The sequence below is a fragment of the Sphingobium cupriresistens LL01 genome (genome assembly GCF_001046645.1).
Lineage (GTDB): Bacteria > Pseudomonadota > Alphaproteobacteria > Sphingomonadales > Sphingomonadaceae > Sphingobium > Sphingobium cupriresistens.
Genome location: NZ_KQ130434.1, coordinates 1695232 through 1717701 on the forward strand (window position 1 = coordinate 1695232; position 22470 = coordinate 1717701).

Sequence of the window (22470 nt, forward strand, 5' to 3'; positions counted from 1 at the left end):
TCCGATCAGCCGGTGACGGCGCGGGATTCCCGGAAAGGCAGGTTACGGTCGGCTTCTGTTTCGCGTGGCAGGCCAAGCACACGTTCGCCGATGATGTTGCGCTGAATTTGATCGGTGCCGCCGCCGATGGAGGTCATGTAGGCATTGGCGGTGCGATAATTGATGTCCGCCGCGCGCGCATGGTCCGCCCCGTCCAGCATCGACTCAGCGCCCAGCAGCCTTGTCATCACACGGGCATCCTCATGCAGGATGCGGCTCATCGCCAGCTTGCCCAGCGACATGATGGGTGACGCCGTGCCCTGGGCCATGTCCTGCTTTGCACGCAGCATATTGAGCGCATTGAGCTGACGATAGGCCATGGCCTGCGCGATGTCCTGGCGCGCGACCGGATCGTCGATCTTGCCTGTCTCGCGGGCAATATCGATCAGGCTGACGACATTATTCTTGGACGACCCCTGCCGTCGCTCGCCTGCGCCATCGCCCATCACCAGCCGTTCGACGGCCAGCGCGGTTTGCATCACCTTCCATCCCTGGCCTTCGTCGCCGACGCGATTTTCGGCCGGTACTATCGCGCCATCCAGGAACACTTCGTTAAAGTGGCTGTCGCCGGTGATCTGGTTGATCGGGCGGATTTCGATGCCGGGCTGGCGCATTTCGATGATGAAGAAACTAAGCCCTTCATGCTTGGGCACATCCCAGTCAGTGCGTGCGATCAACAGGCCATAGTCCGCATTCCGCGCGCCCGACGTCCAGACCTTTTGTCCGGTGACGACATAATGATCGCCTTGCAAATCGGCCCGCGTGCGTACCGCCGCCAGATCAGACCCCGCGCCCGGTTCCGAATAGAGCAGGCACTGATGCGCCCGGCCCGTCAGAAATTCGGGAATGATCTTGCGCTTGAGCGTGTCGCTGCCGAACTGCATCACGCTGTTTGCGGTGATATTGGTCCGGTCCTGGCCGGCGCCGGGCGCGCCCACCTTGCGAAATTCATTGACGATGGCGCTGACGGACTTTTTGTCCAGTCCGCGACCCCACCATTGGGTCGGCCAGCTGGGCACGGCCCATCCGGCCTCCATCACCTGATCCATCCATTCGGCAAGCGAGCCGCCAGCCTTGGCGCGCCGGCTTTCGGCATCCCAATGATCCGCGAGCCAGGCGCGGACTTCATCTCCTATGGTCATTGCATCACTGTTCATGCTGCTTTCTCCATCGCCGCGACGAAGCGTTCGCGGTACGCATCCGATTGTCCGAACAGTTGTGCGTCCGCCCGTGCCCGACGCAGGTAAAGATGGGCAGGATGTTCCCAGGTGAAGGCGATCCCGCCGTGCATCTGGATCGCGGTCGCCGCGACCTGCGAAAAGGCGTCGGCGCAGGCGAAAGCGGCCAAATTTATCAGCACATCCTTGTCCGGCGCATCGGCGTCGAGCGCTCGCGCGGCAGCCCGCGCGGCAGATGTGGCGGATTCCACCTCGATCAACAGGTCGGCCGCCATATGTTTGATCGCCTGAAATCCGCCGATTGGCCTGCCGAACTGCACGCGAGTCTTGAGATAATCGACCGTGATGTCGAATATCCTCCGGCACGCGCCCGCCTGTTCGCCGGCCAGCGCGACCCGCGCAATGTCGAGCGTCTGTTCGAACGTGGCGTCGTTGACGCCTGCAAGATGCACCGCTTGCGTCTGGCCGAACATGATCTTCGACAGGCGCAAGGACGGATCCCAGCTTTGCAGCGGTTCGATCTGCACATGGGCGGGATCGACCTCGAAACAGCCAAGCCCGTCTGGGGTCTGCGCAAAGACGAGCAGCATGTCGGCGAGATTGGCCGACAGAACGAAGGATGCCGCGCCGTTCAATATCCACTGATTTCCCTGCAGTTGTGCCGTCACCGTCACGCCCGGCACATCCCAGCTTCCGCTGTCGCCGGTAAAGGCGACCGTGACGATCTTTTCGCCCGAAGCGATGGTGGGCAACAACCGCGCCTTGGCATCGTCATCGTGCGAAAGCCCGATCAGGCTCGCCGCGATGAACGCGCTGGACAGAAGGGGACCAGCCAGCAACGCGGCGCCCGCTTCCTCCATGATCTCCTCTATTTCCACCGCACCCGCGCCGATGCCGCCATGCTCGTCAGACACCATCAGCGCGGTGATCCCCATGTCCGCCATGGCGGTCCACAGGGCAGGGTCGTTGCCGCTTTGCGTGGCCATCACGCGGCGAACATCGGCCTCGACGCACTTCTCCGCGAGCAGCCGCCCAAAGCCTTCGCGCATAGCCGCCCGTTCATCGGGACTAATCATGGTCATGCCGCCGCTCTCCTGTTATTTCAGATTTTCGTAATTACCAGACGGATGTCGTCGGTATATGATTTGAGGTATCTGTTCAAGTGACCTTTAATGCGTCTGATGACGGCCCGCGGGTCGGCCGAGGTAGGCCAAGAAATCCAGCCATCGAAGCGCGGATCATGGATGCCGCGCTCTTGCTATATGGGCGGATGGGCTGGCAGGGATTCAATCTGGAGGGGGTCGCGCGCGGCGCCAATGTCAGCAAAGACGCCCTATATCGGCGCTGGAAAACGCGCGAAGCCTTGTTGGAATCGGCTTTGATGCAACGCTTCGATTGGATCATCACCATCGATAATGGAAATATCCGGGACGATCTGCTGGCGCTAGCAACACGCACCTTTGACGTATTTTCGGGAACCTATGGAGAAGTTGCTCTCCAGTTGCGAACCGATGCCCGCCGGTTTCCTGACGTCCGCGCATTTGCGGCGCCCTATCGTGAAATGATGGTGCTGCAAGGGAGAGGCATCGTCAGGCGCGCGCTCGATCGTGGTGAACTGCCCGCGGAAGCGAAGCCAGGCCTCATCATGGACCTGCTTATTGGAGGGATTACCAATCACATTGTATCGACGCCATCCCATCTGCGCGACCGAATGCTGGCGAACGCCAACATATTTCTTAAAGCAATGGTCGATGTGGTTTTGCTTGGGGCGCAACTTTTGGGGAAATCAGATAGCTGATGACCGAGTGACGATCTCGCTCTTGAATCTGGCATGTTGCGCGTAAACTTGGCCTGAAGGAGATATCGCCTCTTTACGTTTGTTGACTGGCAAAGTCGGTTCGTTGAGCCCTGAATGACTGACCAGCTGAGGCCGGTAGGATCATGGCGCAGGGCTGAAGCCATTTTTGTGGCCATGTGTTTGTCGAGGTGCGCAGGATAGTGTCATCTGTGATCGTGCGGATGTGGTCGAGAAGTGGCCGCGTTGCCAGAAGCGTTGGCCCCAGTAGCGCTTGCGAATATGCTCGAACTCCTGGTGGATTTTACGCGATGACCGCCCCTTGGCCCGGCGCATGAAGTCGCTGACCGAGACATGCGAGGGTATCTCGACGCACATGTGGACGTGATCGCGCGAAAGCGCGCCGTGGACGATCGTCACGCCCATTTCGGCACAGACCTGTCGGATAATCTCGCGAACCCGCAGACGCACCTCGCCATGCAGCACATTGAACCGATATTTCGGTACCCAGAAGAGATGATAGCGATGATCCAATATTGTGTGACAAACGCTGCTATAGCCCATAGCCGAGTCCAGGGCTGAAGTCTGTATCCGACTGAAGTCGGAGGAGTTTATCATTATGGAGGACTCTCGCGCGGAGGCGCAGAGATCGTGGAGACGTGTGCCGCCCATCGATTGGAAGCTCTGCAAGGAGCGCCATCAACTCGAATGCTTCTTCAACAAACTCGAACGCAGGATCGCCCTGCGATGCGAGAAAAACCATCGCCGCATCATGGGCTTCGTCCATCTCACATGCGCCATGATCTGGATACGCTCAATGCAGACAGCGCCTAAGCGTCGAGCGATCGACCCTTCGTCTCCGGCAAGGCGACCAGGCAAGTCACCAACGCCAGCGCCACGATCGCCAGCGTATACCATAGCCCGGCATAGGGATTCCCCGTCCGCGCGACGATATACTGGCTGACCAGCGGCAGGAAGCCGCCGAAATAGCCGGTCCCGATATGATAGGGGATCGACAACGAACTATAGCGTATGCGAGCCGGAAAATATTCCGACAGCAAAGCCGCCACCGGCCCATAGGTCGCTCCCGACAGCGTCCACAGCAGCAGCAACGCCGCGAACACCGTCATCGCGCGCGGCCAGTCCGGCGTCACCGCGCCGAAATCATAGCCCCGCGCGCCCAGCGCCGCGTCCAGCCCTTCAGCGCTCAGGTCGGCCACCGCCACGCCGCCGATCGCCACCGCGGGCGTCGCGCCATCCCGCTTGTCATAGGGAATGCCGCGCTTGGAAAAATGGTCGAGCAGCTTGCCGCACGCGGTCGGCTGCACCTTGGCAAAGGGATCGAACCGGCAATCGGGACCGCTCACCACCACCGGCGCGCGCTGCGCCGCCTGCGTAAGCGCCGGGTTCGCGGTAGCGCCCATGAACTGATAGAGCGGCACCGCCAGCAGCAGCACCAGCGCATAGCCGATCACGATCGGCTTCTTTCGCCCGATCCGGTCGGAAAGCCAGCCGAAGAAGATGAACGCGCCCATGCCGATGAAGGCGCTGCCGCCCACCAGCAATTGCGCCACCCCCGCCGCTACATGCAGGCCGTTCTGCAGGAAATAGAGCGCCTGGAACATCACCGTATAGGCGATGACGGTAAAGCCCGCCGCGATGCCGATCATCGCGACGAACATCCGTTTCTTGTTCCCCGGCGCGGTGAAGGCCTCCTTGACCGGGTTCTTCGCCTGCGCGCCCGCCTGCTTCATCGCCAGGAACACCGGGCTTTCGCGCAGCATCAGCCGCATCCAGAGCGAAATCGCCAGCAGCGCCAGCGACAGGATGAAGGGAATGCGCCAGCCCCATGCCTCCCACACCGCCTCGCCCACGATCGCCTGCGTCCCCACCACGACGATCAGCGACAGGATGAACCCGCCGATCACCCCCGCCTGGATGAAGCTGGTGTAAAAACCGCGCTTCCCCGGCGGCGCATGTTCCGCGACATAGATGGCCGCCCCGCCATATTCGCCGCCCAGCGCCAGCCCCTGCGCGATCCGCAAACCAATGAGAATGATGGGCGCCGCTATGCCGATACTCGCGGCGGACGGCGTCAAACCGACCCCGGCGGTCGCCAGGCCCATCAGGACGATGGTCGCTAGAAACGTATATTTCCGTCCCAGTCGGTCGCCCAGATAGCCAAACAGCACCGCCCCGATCGGCCGGAAGGCGAAACCGATCGCGAACCCCGCGAGCGTATAGAGCAATTCGACGGTGGGATTGTCGGTGGGAAAGAAGGTCCGCCCGATGATCGGCGCCAGCACGCCGTAGATATAGAAATCATACCATTCGAACACGGTGCCCAGCGCAGACGCGGTAATGACCAGCCGATCCCGTTTGGCATCCATCACATAATCGCTACTGACCGCTTCGCTCATCCCGCCCTCGCCCGCCATTCGTCTCCTCTATGCGGAAAGGTGTGGCCGCTCGACAAGCGCAGTATGACCAGCGGCGAAAATTAAAACAGCCGCGATCCGTTCGGCACCGTCCTGTCCGGCGCGAACAGCATGACCGCGCCTGCTTCGTCGGCAAAGCCCAGCGTCAGCACTTCCGACATGAACTTGCCGATCTGGCGCGGTAGGAAGTTGACCACGGCCGCGACCTGCCGTCCCGGCAAATCCTCCCATGCGTGGTTTTCGGTGATCTGCGCGCTGGACCGCTTTTGCCCGATCGCCGGACCGAAATCGATCAACAGCTTGAAGGCGGGCTTGCGCGCTTCGGGATAAGGCTCCGCCGAAACGATCGTGCCGACCCGGATATCGACCTTCAGGAAATCCTCGAAGTTGATCATATCGGCGGCGGGCGCGGCGGGATCATGGGTTAGATGCATGACCGCTGCATAACAGAGCCACTTGTTCCCGCGAAGCCGGGAATCCAGTCCGAAAGGTTAACTGGATTCCCGCCTTCGCGGGAAAACGCAGCGCCCTTATTCCATCTCCAATATCACCGCGTCCACCGCCAGGCTTTCGCCCTGCGCGGCCGACACGCTCTTGACCGTCCCCGCCTTCTGCGCGCGCAGGATATTCTCCATCTTCATCGCCTCAATCACGGCGAGCGGCTGCCCGGCCTCGACCTTGTCGCCCGCCCCCACATGGAGCGCGACCAGCAGGCCCGGCATCGGGCAGATCAGGAAGCGCGACAGGTCTGGCGGAATCTTTTCGATCATATGGCTAGCATGGGGCGCAGCATGGGCGGGGAGGATGCGCAGCTTATGACTGGCCCCGTGCGCGGTGAGCATAAAGCCAGACCGCACCGGCGCGATCCGCACCGCCAGATCGTCTTCGCCAAACTCCGCCTCGATTAGCCGGTCGCCAGGCGTATATTCCAGCGCCATGTCGATTTCTTCGCCATCCACACTGACCTCGTCGCCGTCGATCATGACGTCATGGATCGCGTCCCCGATCTTGACTTGCCATCCGGTCGGCGGGCTGAGCCGCTTGCCCAACTGCCCGTCGATCCGCCGCGCCCGATCCGCCTGCGCCATCGCCGCGAAGGCGCCGATCGCCGACAACCGCACCAGCAATTCGGGCGACGCGGGCGCGCCCTGGAATCCGTCGGGATATTCCTCCGCGATGAAACCGGTGGTGATATTGCCCGACCGGAATCGCTCATGCTGCATCAACGCCGACACGAAATCGATATTATGCCCTGGCCCCTCGATCTCGAACTTGTCGAGCGCCTCGATCTGCTTGTCGATCGCCTCCAGCCGTGTCGGTGCCCAGGTGATCAGCTTGGCGATCATGGGATCGTAGAACATGGAGACTTCGCCGCCCTCCTCCACGCCGTCATCGACACGGATCAGCGCGCCACTCTCGTCCGCGCCGGTTTCGGGCGGATTATAACGGATCAGACGACCGGTAGACGGGAGGAAGCCGCGATAGGGATCTTCGGCATAGACGCGGTTCTCGATTGCCCACCCGTTGATCTTGACGTCCGCCTGCCCGAACGACAGCGCCTCGCCATTGGCGACGCGGATCATCTGCTCGACCAGATCGACGCCGGTGATCTCCTCGGTAACGGGATGCTCGACCTGCAACCGGGTGTTCATTTCCAGGAAGTAGAAGCCGTCCCCGGTCTTGTCCTCACCGCTGACGATCAGTTCGACCGTCCCCGCGCTGAAATAGCCAACCGCGCGGGCCAGCGCGACGCACTGTTCGCCCATCTTCCTGCGCATTTCGGGGCTGACGAAGGGCGAAGGCGCTTCCTCGACCACCTTCTGATGGCGGCGCTGGATCGAACATTCGCGCTCGTTCAGATAGACGATATTGCCATGCTGGTCGCCCAGCACCTGAATTTCGATATGGCGCGGGCTTTCGATGAATTTTTCGATGAACACGCGATCGTCGCCAAAGCTGTTCAGCCCCTCGCGCTTGGTCGCTTCAAAGCCTTCGCGCACGTCCTGTTCGCTATAGGCCAGCCGCATCCCCTTGCCGCCGCCGCCAGCCGATGCCTTCATCATCACTGGATAGCCGATCTCGTTGGAGATGCGCACGGCATGTTCGGTATCGTCGATCACGCCGACGTAGCCGGGAACGACATTCACGCCCGCTTCAAGCGCGAGCTTCTTGGACTCGATCTTGTCGCCCATCGCCGCGATCGCATTGGCGGGCGGCCCGACGAAGATGATGCCTTCCGCGTCCAGCGCCTTGCGGAAGCTCTCGCGCTCCGAGAGGAAGCCGTAGCCGGGGTGGACCGCGTCCGCGCCAGTCGCCTTGCACGCCGCGATGATCTTGTCGGCGATCAGATAAGACTGCGCGGCGGGCGACGGGCCGATATGCACGGCTTCATCTGCCATCAGCACATGCGGCGCGCGCGCATCGGCATCGGAATAGACCGCGACGGTCTTGATGCCCATCTTCTTGGCCGTACGCATGACACGACACGCAATTTCGCCACGGTTCGCGATCAGGATCTTGGTGATTGCCATTTTATTCCCTGTCCCAGTCCTAGTTCTAAACTCCGTTCGGTTCGATCGCGTCGAGAACTTCTTCTCGACTTTGCTCGAAGCGAACAGATGATTTCAGTCGCCGTGCATGAACATGCCCGTTTCGACGATGATCCAAAAAACCGCTGCCAGAATTGCGATGGCGATCGCCAAACACCCCAAATAGCGGATCAACTTATTCAGCCGCCTCCAAGTCGACCTTCATTTCAGCCTGCATCGGTACGACGCCCAGCTTGGCGAACAGCGCCGCGTCGGCATTGTCGCCAGCATTGGCAGTGGTCAGCAGCTTGTCGCCGGTGAAGATGCTGTTCGCGCCGGCCATGAAACAGAGCGCCTGACAGCTATCGGACATGCTCTCACGCCCAGCCGACAGGCGCACCATGCTCTCCGGCATCACGATCCGCGCGACCGCCACCGTCCGCACAAACTCGATCTCATCAATCTTGGCGAGCGGCGTGTCGGCCAGCATGTCGCCCAACACCGTGCCCTTGACCGGCACCAGCGCGTTGATAGGCACGCTCTGCGGATGGGCCGGCAGCACCGCCAGCGCGTGGAGGAAGCCGACGCGGTCCTCGCGCGTCTCGCCCATGCCAACGATCCCGCCGGAACAGACGTTGATTCCCGAATTGCGGACATTTTCCAGCGTTTCCAGCCGGTCATCGAACGTCCTCGTGGTAATCACCTTCTCATAATGTTCAGGCGACGTGTCGATATTGTGGTTGTAATAATCCAGGCCAGCGTCGGCCAGCACCTTCGCCTGCCCTTCGCTGAGCATCCCCAGCGTCATGCAGGTTTCCATGCCCATCTGGCGCACGCCCTGCACCATCTGGACGATGGCGGGCATGTCCCGCTCCTTGGGGTTGCGCCAGGCAGCGCCCATGCAAAAGCGCGAGCTGCCCGCATCCTTCGCCTGCGCCGCCGCCTGCATCACCGCCTGCACGCTCATCAGCTTTTCGGCCTTCAAACCGCTTTCCGCCGACGCCGACTGGTTACAATAGCCGCAATCCTCCGGGCAACCGCCGGTCTTGATCGACAGCAGAGTCGAAAGCTGCACCTCGTTACGCGGAAAATTCGCGCGATGGATCGCCTGCGCCTCGAACATCAAATCGTTGAACGGCAGGTCGAACAGCGCGGCGATTTCGGCGCGAGTCCAGTCGGTGCGGGCAGTAAGGGTAGAGGGGGTGTTCATTACGCGGCTTCCTCGATCCCCGCAGGGGGCATGTTATGGCCGAGCAGGCGCAGCACGTCGGCCGCGCACTCCACGACGTTGGAACCCGGCCCATAAATGCCCTGGACGCCCGCGTCACGAAGGAAGTCATAATCCTGCGGCGGGATGACCCCGCCCGCGATCACCTTGATGTCGCTGCGCCCCTGCTCACGCAGCTTGCCGATCAGTTCGGGGATCAGCGTCTTGTGGCCCGCCGCCAGCGACGATGCGCCCACCACATCGACATCGCTCTGCAACGCCAGCACCACGGTTTCGTCGGGCGTCTGGAACAACGGCCCGGACACCACGTCGAACCCCAGATCGCCAAAGGCCGATGCAATGACGTTGGCGCCCCGGTCGTGCCCATCCTGCCCCATCTTGGCGACGAGGAGTTTGGGCTTGCGACCGAGGCGCCGCTCGACGGCCTGCACGCCATCAAGTACCTGTTGCCAGCGGCTGTCGCCTTCGTAAGGCGCGGCATAGACGCCCTTCACCGGCGTCGGCTGCGTGCCATAGCGCTGGAAGCTTTCTTCCATCGCGGCGGAAATTTCGCCCAGCGTCGCGCGGGCGCGGGCGCATTCCACGGCGAGCGCGAGGAGATTGTTCTCCAGGCTCGCGGGCGCCGCTGCCCCATCGCGCAGCGCCTGCAACGCCGCCTCGCATTGGGCGCTGTCGCGCTCCGCCTTCACCTTGTTGATCCGCGCGATCTGCCCCTCGCGCACCGCCGCATTGTCGATGTCGAGCGTTTCGAGCAGGTCTTCGGCGGCTAGGCGATATTTGTTCACGCCCACGATCACATCGTCACCGCGATCGACCCGCGCCTGCCGCGCCGCCGCCGCCGTCTCGATCATCGCCTTAGGCCAACCGGCCGCGACCGCCTTGGCCATGCCGCCATCGGCCTGGACCTTCTCGATGATCGCCCAGGCTTCATCGACCAACTGCTGCGTCAGCGCCTCGACATAATAGGAGCCGCCCAGCGGATCGACCACCTTGGTCATGCCGGTTTCTTCCTGGATCACGATCTGCGTGTTGCGCGCGATCCGGGCGGAAAAATCGGTCGGCAGCGCAATGGCTTCATCCAGCGCGTTGGTGTGCAACGATTGTGTGCCGCCCAGCATCGCGGCCATCGCCTCGATCGTGGTGCGCATGACGTTATTATACGGGTCTTGCTCGGTCAGCGACACGCCTGACGTCTGGCAATGGGTGCGCAGCATCTTGGACCGCTCGTCCTTCGCGCCCAACTCCGTCATCGCCCGGTGCCACAGCACGCGCGCGGCGCGCAGTTTGGCGATCTCCATGAAGAAGTTCATGCCGATCGCGAAGAAGAAGCTCAGGCGGCCTGCGAACTTATCGATGTCGAGGCCCGACGCCACGCCATATTTCACATATTCCATGCCGTCGGCGATGGTGAAGGCCAATTCCTGCACCTGCGTCGCGCCTGCTTCCTGCATATGATAGCCGGAAATGGAGATACTGTTGAATTTGGGCATCTCGCGACTGGTATAGCCGAAAATGTCGCTGATGATCCGCATTGAGGGTTCGGGCGGGTAGATATAGGTGTTGCGGACCATGAACTCCTTGAGGATGTCGTTCTGGATGGTCCCGTCGAGCAACTTGCGATCGACGCCTTGCTCCTCGCCCGCGACGATGAAGAAGGCCAGAATCGGGATCACCGCACCATTCATCGTCATCGACACGCTCATCTTATCGAGCGGAATGCCGTCGAACAGGATTTTCATGTCGTCCAGCGTGTCGATCGCCACGCCCGCCTTGCCGACGTCGCCGGTCACGCGCGGATGGTCGCTGTCATAACCGCGATGGGTCGCCAGGTCGAACGCGACCGACAGCCCCTTCTGCCCCGCTTTCAGATTGCGATGGTAAAAGGCGTTGGAGGCTTCCGCCGTCGAAAAGCCCGCATATTGGCGGATGGTCCAGGGGCGCCCCGCATACATGCTCGCCTTCACCCCGCGCGTGAATGGCGCAAAACCGGGAAGGCCAGGATCGACCGTCACGTCCTCGGCGGTATAGAGCGGCTTGACAGCGATCCCTTCCGGCGTCGCCCATGTCAAATCCTTGCCCTTCACTTCCTTCTCGGCAGCGGCGGTCCATTGGTCCAGCGTCGGCTTCTCGGTCATATTCCATCCCAACTGTCTCCCCCCGTGGGGGGGGGGAGAGGATACGCAGGCTTGGCGGCTTGTCCGCCTAGCCGAAGTTGGAGAGCCTCTCTCTCCGCTGCGACTAAGGATCTGCTGCGCAGCCCCCAGTCTTGCTGCCTCCCCACAAAGGGGCGAGACGACTAATGCGCCTCCTTGGGCGTCTCCATAATCTCGGTCAGCACCCCGTTCATATCCTTGGGATGCACGAAGAAGATCGGCGTGCCGTGCGCCCCGATGCGCGGCTCGCCCAGCACCCGTTTACCCAGGCCTTCGAACCACGCCTTTGCCTCATGGATATCGGCCACTTCATAGCACATATGATGCTGCCCCCCGGCCGGGTTCTTGGCGATGAAGGCGGTGATCGGAGAGCTTGCGTCGAACGGCTCGATCAACTCGATCTGCGTCCCCGCGGTCCCATTCTCACCCGGCGTATCGACAAAACACACCTTCACCCCCTGCGCGGGCAAATCGAACGGTTCATGCGCGATCGTCGCGCCCATCACGTCACGATAATAAGCGATGCTCTTTTCAAGCGACGGCGTGGCGACACCGATATGATTGAGACGACCGAGTTTCATCTAGCGTTCCTAAACTTCGTCATTCCCGCGAAGGCAGGAATCTATCTCCCGCCCCATCCCAAGACGCGAGGCCCGGATATGAATCCCCGCCTTCGCGGGAATAACGGATCTTAGTTAAAGCGGAATATTGTCATGCTTCTTCCACGGATTCTCCAGGCTCTTGTTCTTGAGCTTCCGCAGGCCCAGCGCAATCCTCTTCCGCGTCGAATGCGGCTGGATCACCTCATCGATGAAGCCCTTGCTCGCCGCCACGAACGGGTTGGCGAAACGCCCTTCATATTCCGCCGTCCGCTCGGCGATCTCGTCCGCGGTTTTGCCCCGAAAGATGATTTCCACTGCCCCCTTCGCGCCCATCACCGCGATCTCGGCTGTCGGCCAGGCATAGTTCAAATCGCCGCGCAGATGCTTGGACGACATGACGTCATAGGCCCCGCCATAGGCCTTGCGGGTAATCAGCGTGATCTTGGGCACCGTCGCCTCGGCATAGGCGAACAGCAGTTTCGCGCCATGCTTGATGATGCCGCTATGTTCCTGCGCGGTGCCCGGCAGGAAGCCTGGCACATCGACAAAGGTCACGATCGGAATTTCGAACGCATCGCAGAAGCGCACGAAACGCGCCGCCTTCTTCGATGAATTAATGTCCAGCACGCCCGCCAGCACCATCGGCTGATTGGCGATGATGCCCACCGTCTTGCCCTCGACCCGGCCGAACCCGCACAGGATATTCCCGGCATGCGCGGGTTGCACTTCGAAGAAATCACCCTCGTCCACCACCTTGCGGATCAACTCGTGCATGTCATAGGGCTGGTTGGCGTTGGCCGGGATCAGCGTATCCAGGCTCGGCTCGATCCGGTCCCATGCGTCCGCGCTCGGCCGCTCCGGCACTGGCTCGCGATTGGACGCGGGCAGGAAGTCCACGAAATCGCGCACCGCCAGCAGCGCCTCGATATCATTCTCGAACGCCACGTCCGCCACGCCGGACTTGGTCGTATGCGTCACCGCGCCGCCCAACTCCTCCTGCGTCACGACTTCGTTCGTCACCGTCTTGACCACATCGGGTCCGGTCACGAACATGAAGCTGCTGTCCTTCACCATGAAGATGAAGTCGGTCATCGCGGGCGAATAGACCGCCCCGCCCGCGCATGGCCCCATAATGACGCTGATCTGCGGCACCACGCCGCTGGCCAGCACATTGCGCTGAAAAATCTCGGCATAACCGGCGAGCGAAGCGACGCCTTCCTGAATCCGCGCGCCGCCGCTGTCGTTCAGGCCAATCACCGGCGCGCCGACCTTTAGCGCCATGTCCATGATCTTGCAGATTTTCATCGCGTGCCGTTCGGACACCGCGCCGCCATAGACGGTGAAGTCCTGGCTGAACACAAACACCAGCCGGCCGTTGATCGTGCCCGATCCAGTGACGACGCCATCGCCCGGAATATGCTGTTCGTTCATGCCGAAATCGACGCAATTATGCTCGACATACATGTCCAGCTCTTCGAAGCTGTCCTCGTCCAGCAGCACGTCCAGCCGTTCGCGCGCGGTCAGCTTGCCTTTCCCATGCTGCGCGTCGACGCGGCGCTGGCCGCCGCCCATGCGCGCGCCTTCGCGCTTGGCTTCCAACTGTTCGATAATGGCGAGCTTCGACATGCGGGCATCTCTCCAGATTTGCGGCAATAACCGCCTTGAACCACCCCTAAGCGGGCTTTCCCTTTTTTCGCAAATGCAAATTTGCTAAATTGCAAATCACGACTTCGCAAATTACGGTGCGGTTTATGGCACGCGGCAACCGTATCTTCGCAGGCCCGCGCCTGCGCCAACTGCGCCTGGACCATCGGATGGACCAGGCGATGATGGCGCAGGCGCTGGGCATATCCGTATCCTATCTTTCGCAGATGGAAAATGACGATCGCCCCCTGACCGCCAAGGTCAAAGCCGCGCTCGCCAGCGCCTTCCCCACCGACTGGGCCAGTTTCGACAGCCGCGAGGATGAGCAGCTCTTGGGCGCATTCACATATGCGCTCGGCCATCCCGAACTGCCCGGCAACCAGATGGAGCCGGAGCGGATCGAGAAGCTGCACCTGCAATTCCCCGAATTCGCCGCCCGCTACGTCGATCTCTACAATGCCCATATGCGCGCCAACGAACGCATCAACATGATCGAGGAGGCGATCGCCAACGATCACGAGGTGCAGGCCCGCCTCCCCTGGGAAGCCGCGCGCGACTGGTTTCACGAAGCCGGAAACTATGTCCACAGCATCGACTGCCTGGCCGAAGACATGGCCGAAAGCTTCACCGCCGGGCAATCCCTGGACGAAGGCATGTTGGTGGAGGCGCTGGCCCGCCGCCACGGCATCGAAACGCTGATCGCCGACACTCCCGGCTCCTCGCTGCGCAGCTACACCCGCGCAGACAAGCGCCTATTCGTCAACGCCGCGCTGCCGACCGAAAGCCGCAAATTCATGCTCTCCCACCAGTTGCTGATGCTGGAGGGGCAGGCGGTGATCGCCGATGTCGTCAACAAGGCCGCGCTGCCTGTTCCCGGCGCCGACCGCCTGCTGGCGATCGGCCTGGGCAATTACGCTGCGGGCGCGCTGCTCATGCCCTACGCCCCCTTTCGGGAAGCGGCGCGGACGATGCGCCACGATATAGATCGGCTCGCCCGCACCTTCGGCGTCAGCTTCGAACAGGCCTGCCATCGCCTGTCCACCCTGCAACGACCCGGCCTGCGCGGCATCCCCTTCTTCTTCTGCCGCGTCGACATGGCTGGCAACATCACCAAACGGCACAGCGCCACCCGCCTGCAATTCGCCCGCTTCGGCGGCGCCTGCCCCCTATGGAACGTGCATGAAGCCGTGGCCGTGCCGGATCGCATCAACGTGCAACTGGGCGAGACCCCGGACGGCGTGCGCTACGTATCGATGGCGAAGGGGCTGGTGAAGCCTTCGGGTAGCTACAAGCGCACCCCGCGCCGCTACGCCGTGGTGCTGGGCTGCGAAGTCGCCCACGCCGCCAACTTCGTCTATGCCGACGGCCTGCATTTACAGGAGGAAGGCGCCGCCACCCCCATCGGCATCACCTGCCGCCTCTGCCCCCGCCAAAGCTGCGACCAGCGCGCCTTCCCGCCTGCGGACCGACCGATCCATGTGGACCCGGACAACCGCCAGATCGTGCCTTATTGGATCGGGTGAGAAGGTAATTATCTAACTGCATATCCCAAATAGAATATCCTATGTAGCCCCCCACGATGAGGGATCAAAGACTGGCGCATGTGAAATTGCGGACCAAGCATAACGGCAGGCTCGACATTCAAAATGCCAAATCCTCGCGAGTTGCCAGAAAATGTTGCGTTCCCGGAATATCGCGCAGATCGTCAGCGCCATAGCCCCGCCCATTTTCCAAAATATGCACCATCAGTTTTCCAATCGTTCACGATCGCGTTAGCGGCAGGATTCACATAGGCAATGCGAGCCATTCCTCGATAGCCAGGTTCAGCGCGTCCCCAGCCTCCACGGGAAGCATATGGCCTGCGCCCGCGACAATGCGGAGAGTCGATCCCGATATCTTGCCTGCAATATCGCGATGTTGGGTGGGCGGGCTCCACACATCGTCGCTGCCGACCGCAACGAGCACCGGGCAGTGTATCGTTGGCAGGAGAGATTCGACCTCCGGGCGTGCGAGCAGCGCCTGGATCTGGGCATCGAAAACCGGCACGCCCTGGTCGATCGCCATCGTACGAAGTGGCGTCATAAGTGCCTGATCGGTGACGCGCCCCGACGCTACCATCGGTGGGAGCCAGCGATCCACCAACGCTGCCATTCCCGCACTTCGCCCCAGCTCAAGCAAGGCATGACGCTTGGCTGCTTCGCCCGGCTGCACCCCGTGAATACCCGTGCTGACCAACGCGAGCCGTTCCACCCGTTCAGGCACGGCGCGATAGACTTCCAGCGCGACCCGCGCCCCCATCGAATGACCAAGTAGCGCCATGCGCGGTGGCGCAACGTCGATGACGTGCCTGGCCATTTCCTCGATCGAGCGCCGCGCGCCAAATCCATCGATCACCAGCGCGCCGTCGAAACGGGCCTGTTGCGGCGAAAATATCCGGCCATCGCACAGGAGGCCAGGCAAGAAAGTGAGACGTTCAAAACCGACCATGTCGTTCACCTCATATTTTCAAGCAACAGCGCGAGGCCCTGCCCCACGCCGATGCACATGAAGGCCAGGGCATAGCGCCCGCCGGTCCGCTGCAATTCCTCCACCGCCGACAGAGCGATGCGCGCGCCCGACATGCCCAGCGGATGACCGAGCGCGATGGCGCCGCCATTGGGATTGACGCGCGGGTCGAATGGATCGACGCCCAGGTCGCGCAGCGTGGCGATCGCCTGGCTGGCGAAGGCTTCGTTGAGTTCGATCACGTCGATCTGGTCGATGGCAAGGCCGGTGCGCGTCAGCAGCTTGCGCGCCGCCTCGATCGGGCCAGCGCCCATGATCCGGGGCGCGATACCGGCCGCCGCCATGCCGATGACGCGGGCGCGCGGCGTCAGTCCGTGCGCAGCCGCTGCCGCTTCCGATGCGACCAGCATCGCCGCAGCGCCGTCGTTCAGGCCCGACGCATTGCCCGCCGTCACCGTACCGTCCGGCTTCACCACCGGCTTGAGCTTCGCCAGCGCCTCCAGGCTGGTCGCGCGCAAATGCTCGTCCGCATCGAACAGGAGCGGATCACCCTTGCGCTGGGGAATGGAAACCGAGACGATTTCAGCGCTGAAGCGGCCGCTCGCCTGCGCGCGCGCCGCCTTTTCCTGGCTGGCCAGCGCGAAACGATCCTGCTCCTCGCGGCTCACCTGCCATTGTTCGGCGACATTTTCGCCCGTCTGCGGCATGGTGTCGACACCATAGGCGGCCTTCATCGCGGGATTGACGAAGCGCCAGCCCAGCGTCGTATCCTCGATCTTCTGGTCGCGGCCAAAGGCGCTGCCGGCCTTGCCCAGAACATAGGGTGCGCGCGTCATGCTCTCCACCCCGCCGGCAATCATGAAGTCGGCGTCGCCGCTGCGGATCGCCTGCGCCGCCATGCCCAGGGCATTGAGGCCGGAACTGCACAGGCGGTTGACGGTAACGGCCGGCGCGCCATCGGGCATTCCCGCCAGCAAGACCGCCATGCGCGCGACGTTGCGATTATCCTCGCCCGCCTGATTGGCGCAGCCCAGAATGACGTCGTCGAGCGCCGACCAGTCGGCCCCGGCATTGCGCTCCATCAACGCCTTAAGCGGCAGCGCGGCCAGATCGTCGGCCCGCACGGTGGCGAGCGATCCATTGAGCTTGCCGATCGGCGTGCGGATGGCGTCGCAGATGAAGGCGTGGGCCATATATGTCAGCTTTCCAGGAAAGAGAGGATGGCGCCCGCCAGCGCGTCAGGCGCTTCGAGCGGGGCCAGATGTGCGGCTTCCAGCGCGACATGCGTCGCGCCGGGGATGCGTGCGAGCAGATGCTCGCCATGCCCCGTAAAGGGCGTCGATGTGTCGCGGGCGCCCGTGACGATCAATGTCGGGCAGGTAATACCGCCGATCCGGTCGGCCAGGTCCATGTCGCGGATCGCCGCGCCGCAACCGGCATAGCCCTGCGCGTTCATGGTCAAAAGCTGGCGGCGAACGGCGTCATAAATGGCCGGTTCGGCGGCGTCGGACAGAAAGCGTCCCATGGCGAGGTCGGCAATGGCCGCCATACCCTCAGTCCGCACCTTGGCGATGCGGTCGTTCCACGACGCTGCGTCCATCGTCGCGGAGGTGCAGATGGGTAGCAGCCTTTCGACCCGCGCGGGTGCACGCAACGCCGCTTCCATGCCGATCATCCCGCCCAGCGAGACGCCAGCGATCGAGAATCGCTCGATCCCGGCGGCGTCCGCGACCGCCAGCACATCGTCGGCCAGCATCGCCATCGCATAGTCGCCCGGATCGGCGGTCGAGGCGCCATGGCCGCGCGTGTCGAGGCGCAACACGGCGAAATGTGCGCGCAGGCGGGGCAGCAGCGCGTCCCACAAATCCATATCGGTGCCGATGGAATTGAGCAGGACTAGCGCGGGGGCATCATCCCGCCCGTCGCGCTTCCAGTAGAGACTGGCGCCGGGACGCTGGGTGAACGCCATCGTCAATCCTCCGGCGCGATGGCGACGCGCAGGCCGTCGAGGTTGGCGGTCATCATGATCTGGCAGGACAGGCGCGACCCTGCCGCACGATGATCGGAGGAATCGAGCAGGTCGTCCTCGTCCCCGATCGCCGCGCCGACCGGGCCGCGCCAGTCCTCCTCCACGAAAACATGGCAGGTCGCGCAGGAACAACAGCCCCCGCACAGAGCAAGCAATTCATCGACACCATTGTCGCGGATGGCTTCCATTACGGAAATGCCCTCTCCCGCATCGATAGTCTTTTCGTCTCCCGAACGGTCGACGACGATCAGCTTTGGCACGTCAAAAATCCTGTCTTAGGCGGCTTCAAGCGCCACGAGCGGGGCGCCGGTCTTTGCGATCACTTCGGCTTTACTGACGCCGGGCGCGAGTTCGACAAGCGTCAGCCCGCCCCGCGCACGATCGACCGCGATCACGGCAAGGTCGGTGATGATCAGGTCGACCACCGCCTTGCCGGTCAGCGGCAACGAGCAGGTCGGCAGGATCTTGGGGCTGCCATTTTTCGACACATGGTCCATCACCACGACCACGCGCTTGACCCCCGCGACAAGATCCATCGCACCGCCCATGCCCTTCACCATCTTGCCCGGTATGGTCCAGTTGGCCAGGTCACCATTGGCGGCCACTTCCATCGCGCCCAGCACCGCCATGTCGATATGGCCGCCGCGGATCATCGCGAAACTGTCGGCGGAGGAGAAGAAGCTGGATGTCGGCAGCGCGGTAATGGTCTGCTTGCCCGCATTGATCAGGTCGGGATCGGCCTCATCCGCATAGGGAAACGGCCCGATCCCCAACATGCCATTCTCGCTCTGCAGCGTGACGTTGACGCCATCGGGCACATGGTTGGCCACGAGCGTAGGGATTCCGATGCCCAGGTTGACATAATAGCCGTCGCGCAGTTCCTGCGCCGCGCGCGCCGCCATCTGGTCGCGGGTCCAGCCCATTATGCAGCCTCCCTTTCGCGCAGGGTCAGCTTCTCGATCCGCTTCTCGTTGATCGTGCTCAGCACGATACGGTCCACATAGATGCCGGGCGTGTGGACGGCGTCTGGATCGAAGGTGCCAGCGGGCACGATTTCCTCGACCTCGACCACCGTCACCTTGCCAGCGGTCGCCATGTTCGGGTTGAAATTGCGCGCGGTCTTGCGGAACATCAGGTTCCCCGCCGGGTCGGCCCGCCATGCCTTGATAATCGAAAGATCCGCGCGCAGCCAGGTTTCGCGCACATAATCCTCGCCCTCGAAAGTCTCGACCGGCTTCCCCTCTGCGACGACCGTGCCCACGCCGGTCTTGGTGTAGAAGGCCGGGATGCCCGCGCCACCCGCCCGGATACGCTCGGCCAGCGTGCCCTGCGGGTTCAATTCCAGGTCCAGTTCGCCCGACAGATACTGGCTTTCGAACAGCTTATTCTCCCCCACATAGGAGGAGATCATCTTTTTCACCTGGCGGCTTTCCAGCAGCATCCACAGACCAAATCCGTCCGCGCCCGCATTGTTGGAAATGACGGTCAGGCCCTTCACGCCGCTGGCGCGGATTTCCCGGATCAGGCTTTCGGGATTGCCCGACAGGCCAAAGCCCCCCGACATGATCGTCATGCCGTCGAACAGCAGGCCGTCCAGGGCCGCCATGGGACTGTCATATATTTTCTGCATGTTACTGGTCCTTCAACCGATATCCCCACCCGCGGATTTTTACCCTATGTCGCCTCCGGCGACGGGCAGAACCGATCCGGTGATGTAGCTGGCCTCGGCCGATGCGAGGAACAGGATGGGTGCGATCTGCTCGTCCAGCGTGCCGTAGCGCTTCATGAACGCCGACGCCGTCACCTGATCCACCGCCTCGGCCATCCACGCCTGCTCCTGCGCGGTGTCGCCCTGCGCATTGCGCGGCACGCGACGCGGCGGCGCCTGCGTCCCGCCCGGCGCCGTGGCGACGACGCGGATCCCGCTTTGCGCATATTCCATCGCCAGCGCCTGGGTCAGGCCATTAATGCCGCCCTTCGCCGCCGAATAGGGCACCCGGCGAATGCCGCGCGTGGCGTTGGAGGAGAGGTTGACGATGGTGCCGGCGCCCTGATCCAGCATGGTAGGTAATGCCGCATGACAGCAATAGAGCGTAGGCATCAGCGACCGGCGAATTTCCGCGTCAATTTGTTCCGGCGCGAAAGCGGCATAGGGCCGCATACGGATCGCCCCGCCGACATTGTTGATCAGTATGTCGATGCGCCCGAAAGCGTCGATCGCACCCACCATGGCCTGCGCCGCACCCGCATAGGTTTCAAGGTCGCATTGAACCGCAACCGCCTTGCCACCCCCAACGACGATGGCCTGGGCGACCTCGGTCACGAATTCGGCCCGGTCGGCCAGCACGACATGGGCGCCTTCCGCCGCCGCGCGGGTCGCCACGCCCGCGCCGATGCCCTGCGCCGCGCCGGTCACGACCATCACCTTGTTCGCGAAACGTCCGTGGAAAATCATCGATCGGCCCTCAGACATGATAGACGTCGATCACCTGGTGAATATAATCATCCTTCAAGACGATCTTTTTCTTCAGGATTTTCAGCGTTCCGGCAGCGGTATCGAGCGTTACGAACGTCGTCCCGAAAAACTGCTGCGTCTGCTGGTAGCGGTGGCTCAACGTATGCCAGTTGTAGCGCAGGTCGATCGCATCCGCGCGCGTTTCCATGACCTCGATACTGGCGATGAAATGCGAAGTGCGCGCTTCGGGCGTGCTGGCCGACGACCGCTCGGTCTTCAACCGATATACGCGGTCTTCCAGTCCCTTGCGATTGCCATAATAGATCAGCGATATTTCGCTGTGCGGGTCGGTGGTCAGCGTATCGTCGTCGGTCCAGGCAGGCATCCAATATTCGCACTGCTCCGAATAGCAGTCCAGCCATTCATCAAGCTCGCGATCGTCGAGCAATCGTGCCTCGCGATACAGGAAGGCGCAGATGTCCTGATAGGACAGCGCAGCGCGCTCCTTGTCGAGAACCAGTGTCATTCCGCTGCCTCCATCATCGGTGCCGCACCTTCATCCTTGGCCATGCCGTCGAGCATGATCTGCGCCCAGAATTCATGCTGGCGCACGAACAGGCCTTCATCTTCGCTGCGTTCGCTCGACAGCAGCGGGTTCATGCCCATCGCGGTCGCATTGGCGTCCGGCCCCGCGATCCAGCGGGTCGCGCCGCGGCTCAGGTCGTTCCACAATTCGCCCGCACCCTCATAGGCCGACTGACAGCTGCGAAATTCCTCCAGATCGTCGGGCGTGCCCATGCCGGTGACGTTGAAGAAATCCTCATATTGGCGGATGCGATGCGCCCGCACCTGCGCGCTTTCACCCTTGGGCGCGTAGCAATAGATGGTGACTTCGGTGGTATGTACGTCGATCGGCCGCACCACGCGGATCTGCGTGGAAAACTGGTCCATCAGGAACACATTGGGATAAAGTGCCAGGTTGCGCGTCTGTTCCAGGATGAATTTCGCCTTGTCCGCGCCCAGGCGATCGACGAGATCGTCCTTGAGATCCCAGACCGGGCGCACTTCAGGGTTCAGCACCTGCGTCCAGAGCAGGATATGGCCATGTTCGAAGCCATAGACACCACTCGTCGGCGCCTTCGACCAGCCATTCGCGTCGACCGCCTTGGTACCGCCTTCGGCGCGGCGGCCCATGGTCGACTGGTAATTTTCATGGACCGAGCTGACATGATAGCCGTCGCAGCCATTTTCCATCTGCATCTTCCAGTTGCCATGGAAGGTGTAGGTAGAATTGCCGGTCAGCACCTCCAGCCCTTCGGGCGCCTGGTCGACCATCTGGTCGATGATGACCTTCGCCTCGCCCAGATGATCCTCCAGCGGCAGGACATCATGATTGAGCGACCCGAAGATGAAGCCGCGATAGCTTTCCACCCGCACCATGGTCAGGTCGTGCGACCCCTCATGGTCGAAACTGTCAGGATAAGCCCCGGTGCTGGCGTCCTTGGCCTTGAGCAGCTTACCGTCGGTCGTGAAGCTCCAGCCGTGGAAGGGGCACACGAACAGGGGCTGGTTGCCCCGCTTCCGGCGGCACAGCTTTGCCCCGCGATGCGCGCAGGCGTTGACCACGCAATTGAGGCCGCCATCCTTGGCCCGCGTCAGGATCACCGGGGTGTGACCGATCCAGGTGGTGAAATAGTCGTTCTTCTTCTCGACCTGGCTTTCATGGGCCAGATAGACCCAATTGCTCTCGAAGATATATTTCATCTCAAGATCGAACAGTTCGGGGTCGGTGAAAACGTCGCGGCGGCAGCGAAAGATGCCGGTTTCCGGATCGTCCACGACCGCGGTTTCAACACGGTCGCGCAGGAACGCCATG

At 62.3% G+C, this 22470-nt stretch carries 21 protein-coding genes and 1 pseudogene; 3 read left to right on the top strand and 19 right to left on the bottom strand.

From position 1 onward, the window contains the following. Positions 1–5: 5 nt before the first annotated feature. Both V473_RS08235 and V473_RS08240 read right to left on the bottom strand, forming a co-directional pair. Complete coding sequence (locus V473_RS08235; RefSeq protein WP_066602475.1) at positions 6–1196, bottom strand: acyl-CoA dehydrogenase family protein; 1191 nt, start codon at positions 1194–1196, stop codon at positions 6–8. Then, the gene (locus V473_RS08240) at positions 1193–2299 is read right to left on the bottom strand and encodes an acyl-CoA dehydrogenase family protein (RefSeq protein ID WP_066602481.1); all 1107 of its coding nucleotides are present in this window, start codon (positions 2297–2299) and stop codon (positions 1193–1195) included. The genes V473_RS08235 and V473_RS08240 overlap by 4 nt, the downstream gene beginning before the upstream one ends. 158 nt (positions 2300–2457) lie before the next feature. On the opposite strand from V473_RS08240, the gene V473_RS08245 reads away from it, so the two are divergent. Continuing rightward, complete coding sequence (locus tag V473_RS08245) at positions 2458–3015, top strand: TetR/AcrR family transcriptional regulator (RefSeq protein WP_066602484.1); 558 nt, start codon at positions 2458–2460, stop codon at positions 3013–3015. Positions 3016–3156: 141 nt separating this feature from the next. Here V473_RS08245 and tnpA read toward each other — a convergent pair whose 3' ends face one another. After that, positions 3157–3576 (bottom strand): IS200/IS605 family transposase, encoded by a 420-nt coding sequence (gene tnpA / locus V473_RS22835; protein ID WP_082679017.1) that lies wholly within the window; start codon positions 3574–3576, stop codon positions 3157–3159. A 97-nt stretch (positions 3577–3673) separates the two neighbouring features. On the opposite strand from tnpA, the pseudogene V473_RS22840 reads away from it, so the two are divergent. After that, positions 3674–3826: pseudogene (locus V473_RS22840) on the top strand (IS5-like element IS711 family transposase); the annotation flags it as partial. 16 nt (positions 3827–3842) lie between these two features. On the opposite strand, the gene V473_RS08255 reads toward V473_RS22840, so the two are convergent. The 7 genes from V473_RS08255 to V473_RS08285 form a co-directional block, all read right to left on the bottom strand. Next, positions 3843–5432 carry an MFS transporter gene (locus V473_RS08255; protein WP_066605331.1) on the bottom strand — a complete coding sequence of 530 codons (1590 nt, stop codon included), beginning with the start codon at positions 5430–5432 and terminating at the stop codon, positions 3843–3845. An 80-nt stretch (positions 5433–5512) separates the two neighbouring features. Next, complete coding sequence (locus V473_RS08260; RefSeq protein WP_066602490.1) at positions 5513–5884, bottom strand: tRNA-binding protein; 372 nt, start codon at positions 5882–5884, stop codon at positions 5513–5515. A gap of 96 nt (positions 5885–5980) precedes the next feature. Then, entirely contained in the window at positions 5981–7981 is a 2001-nt protein-coding gene (locus V473_RS08265) for an acetyl-CoA carboxylase biotin carboxylase subunit (RefSeq protein ID WP_066602493.1), read from the bottom strand. 193 nt (positions 7982–8174) lie between these two features. Beyond that, positions 8175–9188 (bottom strand): biotin synthase BioB, encoded by a 1014-nt coding sequence (gene bioB / locus V473_RS08270; RefSeq protein ID WP_066602496.1) that lies wholly within the window; start codon positions 9186–9188, stop codon positions 8175–8177. Further along, a complete protein-coding gene (scpA, locus tag V473_RS08275) occupies positions 9188–11341 on the bottom strand; it encodes a methylmalonyl-CoA mutase (RefSeq protein WP_066602499.1) in 2154 nt (717 codons plus the stop codon). Before scpA ends, bioB begins: the two co-directional genes overlap by 1 nt. A 161-nt stretch (positions 11342–11502) precedes the next feature. Continuing rightward, a complete protein-coding gene (gene mce / locus V473_RS08280) occupies positions 11503–11940 on the bottom strand; it encodes a methylmalonyl-CoA epimerase (protein ID WP_066602502.1) in 438 nt (145 codons plus the stop codon). 114 nt (positions 11941–12054) lie between these two features. Continuing rightward, positions 12055–13587 (bottom strand): acyl-CoA carboxylase subunit beta, encoded by a 1533-nt coding sequence (locus tag V473_RS08285; RefSeq protein WP_066602506.1) that lies wholly within the window; start codon positions 13585–13587, stop codon positions 12055–12057. 125 nt (positions 13588–13712) lie between these two features. Between V473_RS08285 and V473_RS08290 the strand changes: the two genes are divergently transcribed. Then, a complete protein-coding gene (locus tag V473_RS08290) occupies positions 13713–15128 on the top strand; it encodes a helix-turn-helix domain-containing protein (protein WP_066602508.1) in 1416 nt (471 codons plus the stop codon). Between the two features lie 262 nt (positions 15129–15390). On the opposite strand, the gene V473_RS08295 is transcribed toward V473_RS08290, so the two are convergent. Genes V473_RS08295 through V473_RS08335 form a run of 9 tightly spaced genes read right to left on the bottom strand, consistent with a single transcriptional unit; the run spans position 15391 to position 22469 of the window. Then, entirely contained in the window at positions 15391–16092 is a 702-nt protein-coding gene (locus V473_RS08295) for an alpha/beta fold hydrolase (protein WP_066605334.1), read from the bottom strand. Between the two features lie 5 nt (positions 16093–16097). Further along, a complete protein-coding gene (gene pcaF, locus V473_RS08300) occupies positions 16098–17303 on the bottom strand; it encodes a 3-oxoadipyl-CoA thiolase (RefSeq protein WP_066602510.1) in 1206 nt (401 codons plus the stop codon). Between the two features lie 5 nt (positions 17304–17308). Continuing rightward, the gene (gene pcaD / locus V473_RS08305) at positions 17309–18079 is read right to left on the bottom strand and encodes a 3-oxoadipate enol-lactonase (protein WP_066602517.1); all 771 of its coding nucleotides are present in this window, start codon (positions 18077–18079) and stop codon (positions 17309–17311) included. Positions 18080–18081: 2 nt separating this feature from the next. Then, on the bottom strand, positions 18082–18399 hold the full coding sequence (locus V473_RS08310; RefSeq protein ID WP_066602518.1) for a 2Fe-2S iron-sulfur cluster-binding protein: 318 nt from the start codon (positions 18397–18399) through the stop codon (positions 18082–18084). Positions 18400–18414: 15 nt separating this feature from the next. Then, a complete protein-coding gene (locus tag V473_RS08315) occupies positions 18415–19062 on the bottom strand; it encodes a 3-oxoacid CoA-transferase subunit B (protein ID WP_066602519.1) in 648 nt (215 codons plus the stop codon). Continuing rightward, the gene (locus V473_RS08320; protein WP_066602522.1) at positions 19062–19769 is read right to left on the bottom strand and encodes a CoA transferase subunit A; all 708 of its coding nucleotides are present in this window, start codon (positions 19767–19769) and stop codon (positions 19062–19064) included. The genes V473_RS08315 and V473_RS08320 overlap by 1 nt, the downstream gene beginning before the upstream one ends. A gap of 39 nt (positions 19770–19808) precedes the next feature. Next, on the bottom strand, positions 19809–20594 hold the full coding sequence (gene benD / locus V473_RS08325) for a benzoate diol dehydrogenase BenD (protein ID WP_066602524.1): 786 nt from the start codon (positions 20592–20594) through the stop codon (positions 19809–19811). 10 nt (positions 20595–20604) lie between these two features. Next, positions 20605–21120 (bottom strand): benzoate 1,2-dioxygenase small subunit, encoded by a 516-nt coding sequence (gene benB / locus V473_RS08330; protein ID WP_066602526.1) that lies wholly within the window; start codon positions 21118–21120, stop codon positions 20605–20607. Continuing rightward, on the bottom strand, positions 21117–22469 hold the full coding sequence (locus tag V473_RS08335; RefSeq protein ID WP_066602534.1) for an SRPBCC family protein: 1353 nt from the start codon (positions 22467–22469) through the stop codon (positions 21117–21119). The genes benB and V473_RS08335 overlap by 4 nt, the downstream gene beginning before the upstream one ends. Between the last annotated feature and the right edge of the window lies 1 nt (position 22470).

What these genes read in the sequence shown, in the direction of transcription:
- V473_RS08235 (WP_066602475.1), bottom strand. Translation starts at nt 1,196, where the DNA reads ATGAACAGTGATGCAATGACCATAGGAGATGAAGTCCGCGCCTGGCTC.
- V473_RS08240 (WP_066602481.1), bottom strand. Translation starts at nt 2,299, where the DNA reads ATGACCATGATTAGTCCCGATGAACGGGCGGCTATGCGCGAAGGCTTT.
- V473_RS08245 (WP_066602484.1), top strand. Translation starts at nt 2,458, where the DNA reads ATGGATGCCGCGCTCTTGCTATATGGGCGGATGGGCTGGCAGGGATTC.
- tnpA (WP_082679017.1), bottom strand. Translation starts at nt 3,576, where the DNA reads ATGGGCTATAGCAGCGTTTGTCACACAATATTGGATCATCGCTATCAT.
- V473_RS08255 (WP_066605331.1), bottom strand. Translation starts at nt 5,432, where the DNA reads ATGAGCGAAGCGGTCAGTAGCGATTATGTGATGGATGCCAAACGGGAT.
- V473_RS08260 (WP_066602490.1), bottom strand. Translation starts at nt 5,884, where the DNA reads ATGCATCTAACCCATGATCCCGCCGCGCCCGCCGCCGATATGATCAAC.
- V473_RS08265 (WP_066602493.1), bottom strand. Translation starts at nt 7,981, where the DNA reads ATGGCAATCACCAAGATCCTGATCGCGAACCGTGGCGAAATTGCGTGT.
- bioB (WP_066602496.1), bottom strand. Translation starts at nt 9,188, where the DNA reads ATGAACACCCCCTCTACCCTTACTGCCCGCACCGACTGGACTCGCGCC.
- scpA (WP_066602499.1), bottom strand. Translation starts at nt 11,341, where the DNA reads ATGACCGAGAAGCCGACGCTGGACCAATGGACCGCCGCTGCCGAGAAG.
- mce (WP_066602502.1), bottom strand. Translation starts at nt 11,940, where the DNA reads ATGAAACTCGGTCGTCTCAATCATATCGGTGTCGCCACGCCGTCGCTT.
- V473_RS08285 (WP_066602506.1), bottom strand. Translation starts at nt 13,587, where the DNA reads ATGTCGAAGCTCGCCATTATCGAACAGTTGGAAGCCAAGCGCGAAGGC.
- V473_RS08290 (WP_066602508.1), top strand. Translation starts at nt 13,713, where the DNA reads ATGGCACGCGGCAACCGTATCTTCGCAGGCCCGCGCCTGCGCCAACTG.
- V473_RS08295 (WP_066605334.1), bottom strand. Translation starts at nt 16,092, where the DNA reads ATGGTCGGTTTTGAACGTCTCACTTTCTTGCCTGGCCTCCTGTGCGAT.
- pcaF (WP_066602510.1), bottom strand. Translation starts at nt 17,303, where the DNA reads ATGGCCCACGCCTTCATCTGCGACGCCATCCGCACGCCGATCGGCAAG.
- pcaD (WP_066602517.1), bottom strand. Translation starts at nt 18,079, where the DNA reads ATGGCGTTCACCCAGCGTCCCGGCGCCAGTCTCTACTGGAAGCGCGAC.
- V473_RS08315 (WP_066602519.1), bottom strand. Translation starts at nt 19,062, where the DNA reads ATGGGCTGGACCCGCGACCAGATGGCGGCGCGCGCGGCGCAGGAACTG.
- V473_RS08320 (WP_066602522.1), bottom strand. Translation starts at nt 19,769, where the DNA reads ATGCAGAAAATATATGACAGTCCCATGGCGGCCCTGGACGGCCTGCTG.
- benD (WP_066602524.1), bottom strand. Translation starts at nt 20,594, where the DNA reads ATGATTTTCCACGGACGTTTCGCGAACAAGGTGATGGTCGTGACCGGC.
- benB (WP_066602526.1), bottom strand. Translation starts at nt 21,120, where the DNA reads ATGACACTGGTTCTCGACAAGGAGCGCGCTGCGCTGTCCTATCAGGAC.
- V473_RS08335 (WP_066602534.1), bottom strand. Translation starts at nt 22,469, where the DNA reads ATGGCGTTCCTGCGCGACCGTGTTGAAACCGCGGTCGTGGACGATCCG.